Source organism: Capnocytophaga sp. oral taxon 863 str. F0517, from assembly GCF_000466425.1.
Lineage (GTDB): Bacteria > Bacteroidota > Bacteroidia > Flavobacteriales > Flavobacteriaceae > Capnocytophaga.
On sequence record NZ_KE992177.1, the window covers coordinates 49,701 to 62,586 of the forward strand.

Annotated in this window: 18 protein-coding genes and 2 pseudogenes; 10 read left to right on the forward strand and 10 right to left on the reverse strand. The window is 39.4% G+C overall.

The window, feature by feature from the left end:
* The first annotated feature begins 65 nt into the window (after positions 1-65).
* From HMPREF1551_RS12070 to HMPREF1551_RS12105, 10 genes and pseudogenes are all read left to right on the forward strand, one after another.
* Positions 66-872 carry a M48 family metallopeptidase gene (locus tag HMPREF1551_RS12070; protein WP_021629441.1) on the forward strand — a complete coding sequence of 269 codons (807 nt, stop codon included), beginning with the start codon at positions 66-68 and terminating at the stop codon, positions 870-872.
* 277 nt (positions 873-1,149) lie between these two features.
* Positions 1,150-1,755, forward strand: coding sequence for a DUF4304 domain-containing protein (locus HMPREF1551_RS12075; RefSeq protein WP_034544704.1), 606 nt, complete (start codon positions 1,150-1,152; stop codon positions 1,753-1,755).
* A gap of 87 nt (positions 1,756-1,842) precedes the next feature.
* Positions 1,843-1,941 carry a hypothetical protein gene (locus tag HMPREF1551_RS14450; protein WP_314751471.1) on the forward strand — a complete coding sequence of 33 codons (99 nt, stop codon included), beginning with the start codon at positions 1,843-1,845 and terminating at the stop codon, positions 1,939-1,941.
* Positions 1,942-2,013: 72 nt separating this feature from the next.
* Positions 2,014-2,151: pseudogene (locus HMPREF1551_RS13535) on the forward strand (NTF2 fold immunity protein); the annotation flags it as partial.
* Positions 2,152-2,153: 2 nt separating this feature from the next.
* A complete protein-coding gene (locus HMPREF1551_RS12080; protein ID WP_021629445.1) occupies positions 2,154-2,717 on the forward strand; it encodes a DUF1697 domain-containing protein in 564 nt (187 codons plus the stop codon).
* Complete coding sequence (locus HMPREF1551_RS12085; protein ID WP_021629446.1) at positions 2,714-3,049, forward strand: hypothetical protein; 336 nt, start codon at positions 2,714-2,716, stop codon at positions 3,047-3,049. The genes HMPREF1551_RS12080 and HMPREF1551_RS12085 overlap by 4 nt, the downstream gene beginning before the upstream one ends.
* Before the next feature lie 18 nt (positions 3,050-3,067).
* Complete coding sequence (locus HMPREF1551_RS12090) at positions 3,068-3,793, forward strand: class I SAM-dependent methyltransferase (protein ID WP_021629447.1); 726 nt, start codon at positions 3,068-3,070, stop codon at positions 3,791-3,793.
* Positions 3,794-3,860: 67 nt separating this feature from the next.
* Complete coding sequence (locus tag HMPREF1551_RS12095; protein WP_231374987.1) at positions 3,861-4,727, forward strand: hypothetical protein; 867 nt, start codon at positions 3,861-3,863, stop codon at positions 4,725-4,727.
* 138 nt (positions 4,728-4,865) lie between these two features.
* Positions 4,866-5,798 (forward strand): leucine-rich repeat domain-containing protein, encoded by a 933-nt coding sequence (locus HMPREF1551_RS12100; RefSeq protein WP_021629450.1) that lies wholly within the window; start codon positions 4,866-4,868, stop codon positions 5,796-5,798.
* A 5-nt stretch (positions 5,799-5,803) separates the two neighbouring features.
* A complete protein-coding gene (locus HMPREF1551_RS12105; RefSeq protein WP_231374988.1) occupies positions 5,804-6,337 on the forward strand; it encodes a hypothetical protein in 534 nt (177 codons plus the stop codon).
* A gap of 116 nt (positions 6,338-6,453) precedes the next feature.
* On the opposite strand, the gene HMPREF1551_RS12110 is transcribed toward HMPREF1551_RS12105, so the two are convergent.
* The 10 genes and pseudogenes from HMPREF1551_RS12110 to HMPREF1551_RS14090 form a co-directional block, all read right to left on the reverse strand.
* Positions 6,454-6,855: a hypothetical protein gene (locus HMPREF1551_RS12110; RefSeq protein WP_021629452.1), complete on the reverse strand. Its 402-nt coding sequence runs from the start codon at positions 6,853-6,855 to the stop codon at positions 6,454-6,456.
* Between the two features lie 11 nt (positions 6,856-6,866).
* Positions 6,867-8,567, reverse strand: a complete 1,701-nt coding sequence (locus HMPREF1551_RS12115; RefSeq protein ID WP_021629453.1) for a bifunctional alpha/beta hydrolase/class I SAM-dependent methyltransferase — start codon at positions 8,565-8,567, stop codon at positions 6,867-6,869.
* A gap of 48 nt (positions 8,568-8,615) precedes the next feature.
* The gene (locus tag HMPREF1551_RS12120) at positions 8,616-9,380 is read right to left on the reverse strand and encodes an SDR family NAD(P)-dependent oxidoreductase (RefSeq protein ID WP_021629454.1); all 765 of its coding nucleotides are present in this window, start codon (positions 9,378-9,380) and stop codon (positions 8,616-8,618) included.
* Positions 9,377-10,417, reverse strand: a complete 1,041-nt coding sequence (locus HMPREF1551_RS12125; protein ID WP_021629455.1) for a patatin-like phospholipase family protein — start codon at positions 10,415-10,417, stop codon at positions 9,377-9,379. The genes HMPREF1551_RS12120 and HMPREF1551_RS12125 overlap by 4 nt, the downstream gene beginning before the upstream one ends.
* Positions 10,405-11,181, reverse strand: coding sequence for a phosphatidate cytidylyltransferase (locus HMPREF1551_RS12130; protein WP_021629456.1), 777 nt, complete (start codon positions 11,179-11,181; stop codon positions 10,405-10,407). Before HMPREF1551_RS12130 ends, HMPREF1551_RS12125 begins: the two co-directional genes overlap by 13 nt.
* On the reverse strand, positions 11,168-11,773 hold the full coding sequence (locus tag HMPREF1551_RS12135; protein WP_021629457.1) for a CDP-alcohol phosphatidyltransferase family protein: 606 nt from the start codon (positions 11,771-11,773) through the stop codon (positions 11,168-11,170). The genes HMPREF1551_RS12130 and HMPREF1551_RS12135 overlap by 14 nt, the downstream gene beginning before the upstream one ends.
* A gap of 16 nt (positions 11,774-11,789) precedes the next feature.
* Positions 11,790-11,999 carry a hypothetical protein gene (locus HMPREF1551_RS12140; RefSeq protein WP_021629458.1) on the reverse strand — a complete coding sequence of 70 codons (210 nt, stop codon included), beginning with the start codon at positions 11,997-11,999 and terminating at the stop codon, positions 11,790-11,792.
* 142 nt (positions 12,000-12,141) lie between these two features.
* Positions 12,142-12,462 carry a HipA N-terminal domain-containing protein gene (locus HMPREF1551_RS12145; RefSeq protein ID WP_021629460.1) on the reverse strand — a complete coding sequence of 107 codons (321 nt, stop codon included), beginning with the start codon at positions 12,460-12,462 and terminating at the stop codon, positions 12,142-12,144.
* Positions 12,407-12,559, reverse strand: a pseudogene (locus HMPREF1551_RS14530) (IS1595 family transposase); the annotation flags it as partial. The gene HMPREF1551_RS12145 and the pseudogene HMPREF1551_RS14530, both read right to left, overlap by 56 nt.
* Positions 12,560-12,614: 55 nt before the next feature.
* The coding region (locus HMPREF1551_RS14090; protein ID WP_021629461.1) for a hypothetical protein at positions 12,615-12,886 on the reverse strand (272 nt) is incomplete at its 5' end.

Sequence of the window (12,886 nt, forward strand, 5' to 3'; positions counted from 1 at the left end):
ATGATAATTGGCAATTAACAATTAAAACGCTTATATTTGCACTTGGTAATTATAAAGAGATTTATATGAAAAAAACAATTTTGACAGTCTTGTGTATGGTAGCGGTAGCTACTGCGCAAGCACAGATTAATATTGGAAAGATGGCCAGTGCCGCTACCAAAGGCGTACAAGCACTTTCCTTTAGCAATGAGGATGCTCAAAAACTATCTAAAGAATCGGTAGACTGGATGGATGCCCATAACAAAGTGGCTGATGCTAAAAGTCCTTATACCAAGCGATTGAATCGTCTCTTCGGCAAACACAAAAACGAAGATGGTATGACCCTGAACTACAAGGTGTATTTGGTGACCGATATCAATGCCTTTGCCTGTGCTGATGGAAGTGTGCGTGTCTTCTCCTCTCTTATGGACTTGATGACTGATGAGGAGCTTTTGGCAATCATTGGTCACGAAATCGGTCACGTAAAGAATGAGGATACCAAGGATGCTATTAAGGCTGCCTATACCAGAGCCGCCCTACAGGAAGCTGGAGCCGCGGCCTCCAGTACCGTAAAGGCCTTGAGTGAAAGTCAATTGGGGGAAATAGCAGAAGGCTTACTGGATGCCAAGCACAGCAAAAAGCAAGAATCTCAGGCCGATGAGTACTCCTATAATTTCATGAAGAAGCATGGCTATGATGTAGTAGGGGTATATACCGCTTTTAAGAAATTGGCGCTCCTCTCTGGCGGGGAGACTCAAAGCCGCTTCCAAAAGATGATGAGCTCTCACCCTGATAGTGAAAAGCGAGCCGAAGCAGCTAAGAAACGCGCCATTAAGGACGGCCTTTGGAAAGACCCAGGAGAAGTGAAGCTCCCTACAACACCTATTAAATAACAGTGCTTTCTTAAAAACTAAATTCTTTTGTTACAGCTCGTAACAAAAGAATTTGTTTTTTACAGCGAATAGTTTTATTTTTGCATAGCAAACAACACTATATCACCATTACACCTGCCCTTAAAACAGAAATTTACCAAGCTCTTTCTGACTTTTTAGAAGCCTATAAAGCCGAAAATACCTCCGCTAGTGCGAGTTGGTAGCTCGTGTCTATTATGATAGTCTCTTGTATCTTTCAGTTGGATATGGAGCAGGATGGTACCCGAAAATGATTACTATGAAGACAGCTACACAAATTAAATTCGATACGATTGTAAAAGAAGGTTTTACGCCTTTGTTAAAGCCTCTTTCTTTTAAAAAGAAAGCCTTGAACTATTATCGCAGGCTTGCTGAGGTAGGGCATATTATCAATATACAGAAAAGCAGTTATGGGGATAGAGATAACATTAGGTTTCGTATCAATATAGGGATTTTTGAACCTAAATTTTGGTTGGGCTATTATGATTTTAAGCATACGGGACAAGTGCCTGATTATCCTACAGAACCTGTTTGTATTATCCGTAAAACGATTAACAAATTGCGTGGTAGAAATGATTTGTGGTACGAAGTGGATGAAAATACCGATGAACAAGAGTTGATTAAGAGAGTACAGGAAGATATACAACAATATATTCTGCCTTTTTTTAACCAATATAATAGTGTAGAGAAGATTTTTTATTCGACTGATTCAATTTTTTCTCCTTTTGGAGTATTGGTATTTTATGGAGAGCACGGGTATATAGAGAAAGCCCAAGCGGTATATAACGAACTTTTGCAAAGGGTGAATCCTTTGGCTGAAAGAACTTTAAAGGGGTATGCTAAAAAGTATGGTCTGAATATTTAAATAATTATATGAAATACCTTGTTACTTTTTGTATGTGTGTCATTAGTTTTATAGCTTTTGGACGAAGGCGTTAAGCACCCCGATGATATGTCGGCTATGATACTCACAAGTTATTATAGGCATCTTTTGGAAAAAGAAATAGACTTTGAAGGACAGCTAACAACATACAAAAAACAGGCAGAATAATAAAACAAACTATCATACTGTTAAGTTGTGGAATTGTAATATAAGCCAAAATCCCTGAACTTAAAACTCAAAACCAAGAATAAAATATACCTCTATACCCAAGACAGACATAATTGTCAGTTTCGCTTTCTTATCATCAGAAAAGAGGGCGAGTGGAAGATTGGCGAATGCCAATGGCACGATGGGGGCTGGACTAAATATGGATTGTAATAATGAAAACAAAAGACAAAAAACCTTATATAGCTTTATTGCGAGGAGTAATGCCTACGGGAAAAAACAGAATCCCCAAAATGGCAGAGCTACAAGAATTACTCTCCTCAGAATTTGAAGGGGTACGCACTTATATCCAAAGCGGAAATATAGTGTTCTTATCTGACAAAGTACGTAATGAAATAGCCCCCAAAGTCTCCCAATTAATAAAAGAACATATAGGTCCTGACTTACCAACTGTTGTAGCAACTCGTAAGGAAGTACAGGAAATGCTTGATATGAATCCTTTTATAGGAGAAAATTACGATATAGCTCGGGTATTTTTTACGCTCACAAATAGTGTTTTAGCACCTGATTTAGTAGAAAAGTTGAAGAAAGAAACTTTTGATGGAGAAGAATTGGCTATAGTGGATGATAGAATATATCTATACCTTCCTAAGGATGCTTCAAGGTCTAAATTGAATAACAATTATGTGGAAAAGAGACTTAAAATAGTAGCTACAACGCGCAATTTTAATACTTTGAGCAAACTTATTACAATGGTTGATGAACTTACTAAAGAATGAAAACAGCAAAACAACTTATAGAAGATGAACTTCAGAAAACAATTCATCAGCTTAAAGAAGTTTCTCTTTTGCAAGAGGAGAAACAAGCACTTGTAAGCTATAAAAAGGAGTTAGAGCAGTTATTGTTTCTCAAAAAATTTTCGGATACTTATCATTTGGAACCTAAAGAGATAGAGCATATTGTTGTATTGCCTCCGCCTCGTACAGATTTTGCTAATTTTCGTATTGTAGATGATGCTGAAACGGAAGAAAAACAATGGTGGGAGGAGTTAAAGATAGAAAATGAACCCCTTTGGCTTTGTGAAGGAGATATTTTGATTAAGAAAAGATAATTCAATAATATAAATACAATGAAAGATATATCCCAAATATTAAAAGCTGATATAAAAATAGAAGATGGTATTTTTTGCTGTATGAATGACCATTTTGTCAGTGGAGACAATCAAAAATATATGAAAATGTACGATTGGATGTCTTTCTTTTATGATTTTGGAGAAAAATGGATAGGAAAACTCAAGTATGGAAATGCCATTGACTGCCTGCGTACGGAATTGATGAGCCGCTTGGAATGGAAGAATGCTATTTCGGTGCTTTATGTTTCCATAGGTACAGGGGCGGACTTGCGTTATCTACCCCAAGGGATTGATCTGAAAACAATAGACCTTGTAGGGGCTGATATTTCTATGGGAATGCTCAAAAGATGTAAGAGGCAGTGGCAAAAGAAAACAAACCTTACCCTTGTGCAATGTCCCGCTGAAGAGTTACCTTTTGCTGATAATACTTTTGATATTGTTTTTCACAATGGAGGCATTAATTTTTTCAACGATAAAGCCCTTGCTATGAGCGAAATGCTCCGAGTTGCCAAACCAGGAAGCAAGTTGCTTATTGCCGATGAGACTGCCGACTTTGTGGAGACCCAATACAAGAAAAGCGTCTTTTCTAAATCCTATTTTGAAGGCAAAACAGTTGATTTGAACGCCATAGAACAATGTATTCCAGCATCAGTGACTGAAAAGAAAACAGAATTGTTCTGGAATAATAAGTTTTATGGAATCACTTTTAGAAAAAGCAACTAAATGAATACCTTACAAAAACTTAAAAACAATCAAATTCAAGACATATTTCTATTCAAATACTTTATTTTTGGAGAAAAAACTTATCTTTGCCCTTGTAAAATTAAAATTATGTATTATGTTTAGATCATTTATTTTTCTACTTGTATCACTATTATTAGTATCTTGTAAAACTTCATCGCATAGAGAAAAGGATTGGAAAGATCAAAATCTTCACGGAAAAGTGAAAAAACTCATTGTAACACTATATAGAATCTCTAACTCTGATTTTATAAAGAGAGAGGATGGAACCCCTTTTATATCTCAAGAAAGATTAACTGTTAATATTTTTAACAATAAAGGACTCTTAATGGAAGAGACTGATTCTATATATAATAAACCAAAAGTTAGATTTGTTTATAATTATCTAAAAGATAATGTTGTAGAAATTGATATGTATGGAGAAGGTAGGAAGGTAAATAAAACAACCTTAAAATACAATAATAAAGGAGAGATAATAGATGAAGAGATGCTAGAATATATATTAGTCAATGGACAAGATAGTACCTATATTAAAGAGGAAACTTATAAACTGGTAAATAAATATGATGAAAAAGGAAATATAATCCGGAAGGAGAAACTAAGTCCTTATATTAAGGATTCCGTAAGAGGTTTTACAGAATTTAAATATGATGAAAAGGGAAATGTTATTGAAGTTATTGAAAATTACCGCCATGGGATTAAATTAAAAAGAAAATTTGAAATAGATAATAAAGGGGATATATTATCAATAAAAATGTATTATTTAGATGATGAATTAATACGGGAGTATTCATTTACGGATTATGTATATGATGAAAAACATAACTGGATATCTAGAAAAATAGTGGAAAGGAATAAAAATAATGAATATATAGGAACAAAAATAGAAAAAAGAATTATTAGCTATTATGAATAAGAGATGTTAAACAGAACTTACCGTATACTCAATCACCTTTAGAAGATCTTTTTGACCAAAAAACAGAAGGTAATATAGACCTCAAAACGTATCTATTAAAGAAAAAGGAATTAGAAAAAATATTAGTTACTGATTAAAATGAGTTACATTACCTTTAAGAGCAAGCTTATAGAGCAAAAAGTAAAGCAATATCTGAAAAAGAAACACGAAGACCTTCTTGTAAAAGAGGGAAGGAGGGTGTTGGTCAAAGAAGAAGGAGTGCCTTTGATTACCAAAATGCTCATTCATAACGATGATTTGCACTCGGAGGACTTAGCCGACTTGAAAATGTTCCCCAATATAAAGGAATTAGAGTTGCTATCGGACAATATAACTCACTTGGAAGCCTTGCCTCCCTTGGAGAGGCTACAAAAACTCTATTTGAATGTCAAGGCAACAGATTATACGCCCCTTGCCAGGTATAAAAAACTGAAAAAAGTAGAGGTTTATGACAGTGGCGTGAGTGATATAACTCCTTTTTGTGAACTTTCCAAGCTAACAGTGTTGAAACTATCGTGTAATAAGCTCTTTTCTTTAAAAGGAATCGCTAAATTACAAAACCTTACCGAACTTTGGTTGGATAGAAATCAAATCACCGATATATCCCCTTTGGCGTGGTTGCCCAATCTTGAATATTTGCAGTTAGATAGGAACCACATCAGCGATTTATCTCCATTGAAAGCCCTCAAGAAGCTCAACACCTTATATTTGTATCACAATGAAGTAAAAGACCTTTCTCCTTTGAAGTATTTATCTTTAGAGGAATTGAACTTAGAGCAAAACAAGATAGAAGACCTTAGTGATTTGGTAGGTATGGAGACCCTTAGGAACTTAAAGATATGTTTTAATCCTATAAAAGATGCCTCTCCTTTGCTGAAAATGTCTCATTTAGAGTTTGTTTGTACAGATGCAAAGGATATCTACTTACCTTTAGAACGTTACCTCGGTAAAACTGTAGTAAGAGAAGTCTTTGGAGGGCAGTATCCGAACTTTGAAGAAGCTGACACCTATATATTTAGTAGAAAAGAATGAAAAAAATGACCTTATTAGCCTCTTTGTTAGCGTTGTTTTCTTGCAAAAGAGCGACAGAAGAGCGTAAAGCCACAGAAGCCTTTGCGATACAATCCCTACTTACCTATGAGTATTGTGGAGAAAAGGATGGTTTTCAGTATTTCTTATTGGGGAATAGTTGGGAGCGAACCCTATTCAAAGTAAAAAGTTCAGAAATACACATTGATCCTCAATACGTCTTCCACGCTGAGCCTTCTTTTGAACATAACCTACCTATCACACCCGTTGAGCAAGAAAGGGTTTTTGCCGAAATCCCCATGAGTGGGCAAAAACTTTATTTGTATAAGGATAATATTGTACAGCGTTATTTCCTAGGCTGCTCCGATTTGCACAAACAAGCTACAGACCACCCTACTTATCTATATGATGAGGTAAGTCAGCAGGATGCCGAGGCACACCAAGAGGAACGCGCCTACTATATAGGCTATTACAAAGGGGAACAACTCCTTCATTATCAAAAAATATATAGGGGCGAGGTACTTATGGAGAAAAAATTTTGAGTATTAGTTTGACAGTGGGGAAAGCCTGTACGCTACTTTTATCGCTGTAGGATTAGGCTTAATTAGTTTGTATGGCTTTCTTCTTTGTAGCTGATACCTATGTCCACAAGTCTAATTTACTTATTTTTCTTTCTTGAAAGGCGGCTAAAAAGTACAAACAAAGTACTGTAAATAAGTGTGATAGCTATATTGCAAATAAGTAAATAAATATCCTTCATTAGATGAAAGGCATCCTTAAAGGCATACCCAACGCCTCGCTCACTATCTGAGCCTAAAAGGAAAGCGCTCATAAAAACCATTATATAGCAGGCTATAAAAGTATATAAGACAACGTACTTAAACGCTTTCACCTGAAAGGAATTTAATAGATTTGTATATAGTAAGATAACAATAAAAGTGACGGGAAGCATTTCTAATAGAAATAGTCCGGCAAAACTATTATCTATTAGGCTAAAAGCAAGAAAAAAAGCGATTACCGAGAGGATAAATGCTATCAGAAAGGCATAAATTATTTTCATATTCCCTTAGATTATTTCTTTACCTCTGCTAAGCTAACGGTAAAAATCCCAAAATCATCAATTAGCATGCTTTCTTTCTTTACCCCTTGGAGAGCGAAAAGTCCGTCCAATTCTCGCTGGCTACGGCGACGCATCACCCAGTCTTTCTCTTGGTGACTCTTCAGTACAAAGGCAATGGTTTTGAGCTGAGGATGCCATGGTTGCCCTGTATAGACGATATAACCATTATCCAAGATAGAAACTACCCCTTTGATGGCCTCAGCGGCTAAGGCATTGTCTCCAAAAAGCTCAAAAATACCTGAGATAATAGTGATATTGGGCGTGTAATTCAGTTTGCGGTAGGTGTCTGCCTCAAAACAGCTGTAGTTGGTAAAGCGTATATGCTGATAGCCACGTTCTTTGATGATCTGTTCGCCCTTTTGTATATTGGTAGGCAGGAATTCATTGATGACGATCTCTACTTCAGGATGGCGCTCCTTGATGTCAAAGAGGTAGTTACCCACCCCACCGGCGATGTCCAATATTTTCACCTTCTTCCCTTGTGCTTGTAGGGCTTGTATGGCCTTTTCTACTTGTTGTAATAGGTGACCCTTTCGGATACGTACCCCACGCCAGCCTATGGCATTGAGATAACTCTTGTCCATCCAGCGACCTACTCCCCATTTGCCTTGGGGTGTATTCTTATATACGTAATCCATAGAAGCACCAGAGTCAAATCCGTGTGTGAGTCCAACGGTCATCCCTTCGCTGAGGTGTCCTAATTTGCCCAATGCCCATTTCTGAAATCGGTAGTTTCGTCTTTCTCCGCTGGGGATAAGTTCGTATTGCATGGTTTCAAACTCCTTTTGGGTAAAGAGGTCTGGGGCAAGCGTAGGGGCAGGCAGGGGTGTTGAGAAAGCCTTTTGAATAAAGCGTTGTAGGATTTTGTATACTTCCTCTCTGCCTTGCTCAAAAAGGATGCCATGGTGAAAGCCTTCCAAGGTGATAAATTCTTTTGTTTCAGAAGAAAGATTTACATAGAATTGTTTCTGTTGGCGGTTAATCACCACAAAGTCTTTTTCTGCTGAAAGCAGTAGGGTAGGGGTAGTGATAGCAGCGGCATCTTCCACCAATCGCTTGCCTGCGTTGGCTAGGTCAATAAGGAGTTTGCCATTGATAGAGCGGGTGATAAAGCGGTCAGTATCGTAAGCACGCTGTTGCTCAGGGTCACGAGTGAGCATCTTGGATTTCACATAGCTCTTTACAATGAGCTTAGGATTGACCTTTAGTATCAGTTCAATGGCTTGCTTGGCCAAAGGGACAATAAGGTTTATTTCAAAGGCAGGCGCCAAAAGGGCCATACCTGCAATGCGTGGGGCAAAGTCATGTACCCAAGCCGATACGATGACCCCTCCGATACTGTTGGCTACCACAAAGATGTCTTCCTCGCGTACCCCATAGCGCTGCCCAAGGAACTTGGCAAAGGTGTCTAAATCCCGTACCGAGTCCATGAAAGCAGGCGATACAGCTGCCTTGGTGTGTCCATGTCCGCGCATGTCAAAAGCAAAGATATTGTAGGAGGTAAACAGTGGGTGCGTGGCAAACTCCTGCAAGCGCTCGCCATACTCATGTCCTCTGTGGATTACAATAAGGGTCTTTTGCCCTGCTTTGTAATTCCATTCGTAGAAGAATAACTCTTCCCCTTCGTGACTTTTGAAAAAACCTGTGTTCATGGCGTAATAGATTAATGCGACAAAAGTAGAAAATTATTTTCTAATGACCTAATTTCTAGCGCAAGAATTAGCAGGCGTTTGCATCCATTTGGCTTTTCTGTACATAAGTAGCGATAACAAGGACTTGGGCAGCAACGAAAGTAGCTGCATAAGCCACTTCATTCGCTTGGGGAATAGGTGTAGGGGCTTCTTCTGAGCAATAGCACGGCTGATTTCCGCTACGGCTTGTGCTTCACTTACCACAAAGGGTTTCTTAGACAGGTCGTTTTGGTTCAGATCGTGTAGTTTTCGGGTGGCTACATACCCTGGTGCAATGGTGGTTATACAGATACCCAAGGGGCGCAAGGCGCGCCTATAAGCATCTGCTATTTGCAGCACACTGCGCTTGGTCTTGGAGTATAGGCTCGATTCAGGATAATCCAAAATCCCTGATATAGAAGCCAGTAGAACGATCTGCCCACCGCTATCTCTCATGAGTTCTCTCCCTATCTCTACGGTATTGATAGCACCTATGATGTTGGTTTGTAACATTGCCACAGCCTCCTCATAGGTAATCTCTCCTGCTACATCTTCGGCGTAGTGGCCTGCACAGTTGATGAGCAATGAGAGCGTATCTGTGCCTACAAATTGGCGTATGACACTATCTAACAGTTCCTTGTCTATAACATCGGCTTGAAACTTCTCAAAGCGTGACTCACTAGCGAGTCTCTTGAGATCTCTGCCACATACCCCAACTCGGTTGCCTTCTCGCTGATAGAAGTCCGCTAAGGCATAGCCGATCCCAGAGGTACCTCCTATGATAAATACATTCATGGTCTAAAGGTGTTAAGTATAGTTTGGTAGCCATAGTCCCATTGTTGCTCTATCTGCTGGCGGTAAGTGGGGTAATCTTTTGGAAAGCGAATACCTATGCTTAGTTGCTTCCAGTTGATATATTTTTCTGAGTAATAACCTTTTAGTGCCGTTGTTGCCCTACGTGTATCTATCCATTGGGCAGGATAAGAGGCCACAGAAGCTAACCGCTCATTGCCGCTAAAGCCAAGAACAGCACGCACCAAGGCCTCTTCGGTAGGGGAGTAGGCTTGTTTCTCTTCGGCAATAACGTTTGTTGAAAGAGCACTTGCCAGCTCCATAGGGACAAGGTCAATAGCCCCGCCTGCATAATAGGCACCTTTGTAAGCCACAGGTGCTACATAGAACATATCCGATATAGAAATTCGCGCAGCTGTGAGCATAGGCATTTCTGTCTCAATAAGTATGTCAGCCGTTATGGCCGAATGGGTATAGTTGGCTTCGGTATGCTTTATAGCCGAGAGATTTATCCTCTGGGCGGTCATGGGGTCAGTCATGAGCACTTCTTGGTATAGCTTCCGCTCACCTCTGGGCTTGCCACACTCATGGGGGGCAAACAGCATCCTTGCTCCTATGACAATGGTAGGCAAAGTAGCTGAAAAAGACACCTGTGCCAAAGAGGGCAATAAGCAAGAAAGATCTTCTCGCATAGTCACCAAATAGCGCTGATACACATCCTCTACCAAGGGAGCACGGCGCTTGTTATACCGCTTTTGCAAAGCTAAAATTCCCAAGCGGTGTAGCTTGCTATAAGGAGTAAGGGACAGGCTTTTGATAAACTCGTAAAATTCTTCCGATTGCAAATAGGCTTTTCGCTCCTTGTCCGTAGCAAAGGCATTGATTACCAAGGCGGCAAAGGCGCCCCCACATGAGGCGATGAGTAAGTCAGGGGCTTTGCCCAAGGCATGTAGTGCAGCATACATGCCGTTGTATAAGGCAAAGCGGGTACCTCCACCTGAGAGGAGCAGACAGTTGTGGAAAGGTTTTATCGTATCCATAAGTAAAACCAAATACAGTTGTACAATAGGCTGTCTATACGGTCTAAGAGACCTCCGTGTCCAGGAATAAGGCTACTTGTGTCCTTTACGCCTGCACGCCGCTTGAGGTAGGAAAAACTTACATCTCCCCAGAAACCGAAAAAACTAAGAGCCAATCCCACTAAGGCCAAAGTAGGTAGTGCAGTAGGTAGCCCTAACAACCTACCTAAGCCCATACTCAAGAGCGGGGTAAGTAGTAGCCCTCCTGCAAAACCTTCTACGGTTTTATTCGGGCTCACCTTGGGCAGAATCTTTCGCTTACCGAAGCGCTTACCCGTGAGGTATTGGAAGATGTCATTGAGTTCTGTGGTAACTACCAAAAAGAGGATCCACAGCACCCCTTGGGGTTCCATACGTAAGAAAGTCAGGTGCGGGTAGGCTACCAAGACAATCAGCAAGGAAAGGGGGAGGCCTAAGGGGACTTGCCTTAAGCAGAGACTTAGGATAAGGCTGACACCAACCAAGGCGCCAGCTCCTACCATATAAGTGGGATAAGTAGGACAGCTCACAAGGAGTATGCCTTGTAATAGGGGAATGGCTATACGCCAATAGGTAGCATCGAAGGCAAAAAGACACCCCAGTTCTCTAAGGGCTTGAAAACTCACCCATAGGGAAAAGAGGTACATCGCGTAAGGGTGCGAAATAGCAGCAGCAAAGACACAGATAATCACCCCCCAACTCCTAATACGCAGTGGTACATCGGCATATTTGTTATCGTGTGGCATAGAGTCCCTTTTTAAGACGAATAAAAGTACTCAAGAGCAATAGGGCAATGACAATGGCGAAAATCACTTTGGAATAAGCCGCTATTCCTACCCCAAAGTAGGCCAGTAGCCCATAGATACCCACCAGTAGCGCACGATCGCTCTTGCCCATAGGTCCCTCGTAGCGCCTTTCCCCTCCTAATACCTTGCCCATGACGCCAGCAAACTCATTGAGTACACTCAGTACGATAAAGGCCACCACTAAGTAAAGGCTTTCAGGGTGATACTTAAGCAAAGGGAAGAAAATAAATACATCGGAAACTGCATCGCCCATCTCATTGAGCACCTCTCCTAAGCGGGAGGTTTGCCCAAATTCACGCGCCATCATGCCGTCAAGGGCATTGAGAATCATGCGAATCAACAGCCCTATGGGTAGCGCCAAAAAGAAGAGTGGTACCTCAGAAGCCTCCCAAAAGAGCACACCGATTCCTAAGGAAAACACAATAGCCACTATGGTAATCTCATTGGCGGTAATCCCTCTTTGGTGTAGCCATACCAATAGGGGGTGCAGTAGCTGCTGGAATTTAGGTTTTAGTTTATAAACGGAAATCATGGGTTAAAGGGCTAATTTAGTTTACAGCTTCTTCTAAGTCATCAGCAAAGAGAGGTTTAGTGGCAGCACTATCTTCACTTATTAAGGACAGAAATTCGCCTACTGTAAGCTCATTCTCTTCCTGTGGTTGGGCTTCTATTTTATCTAAAAGTTTCAGGAAATCTTCATTGGGCATATCCTCAATACTTTTTCTAAAACGTTCTAAAAGGATATCTGTTTCTTTCATTTTACTATTTTTTTAGAGATAATATTCATATCTTCTTTATTATGAAAATAATAAAAATAGATACTGTCTATATAAGTGTAATTGGGTTTGTATGAGGTAAATGTTATTTCTAATTGCCTTCTATTGGAAGAGAAAACATCTTTTACTTTAATAGCTTTATAATCAAACAATATGCCACTTTTGCCACTATAGAGAAACTTAATGATTCTACTTGTTGCCTAAAAAAAGCTAATTTTTCTACAGGATTCAATAGGTTCTGTGTCAGATTTTGTTTAGAAAACCATTCCAATATGAGTTTATTCCCGAAAGCATCTGGGAAGGTATCGGCCAATAGAGGGGGGAGATTCTTGAAAGTATCCAAACTCTCTCTTGGATTAGAGAAGTATAATGTGTCATTCAGAGGCATTATCAGCGGAGATAGTTCTTCTCCTGTTTTTACATAATTTGCGACAGCAATATCCATCTTCCCACTTTAAAGAAGCTAGCTATTCTTCGCAATCTAAGTCTGTTTTAAAGCGTTCAGTAAACTCTAAGAGGCTTTGTCCCTTAAATAATTCCATCATACATTCATTTTCAGAGTGCAAATATATGAAATTATTTTGACGCCTCAATTAATTATTTAAATTTGTATACATAAATTCTATCATCTTCTTTAGGATAGACCATTATAAGCCTATCTTTTAAAAACACTTCAAAGTTCCTAATTGTATCTTTTCCGTCTATAAGGCAATCCAGTTTTCTATTTATTAATATTTTATTACTATACCCCCTATTTTTGAATATAATATTTCCATCACTTTTATTTCTTGTGTGAATAATAAAACCCTCTGCAGCACCATCATATATTTGCAAAATACCTAAACTATCGTAAATAACTTTTTCTTCAA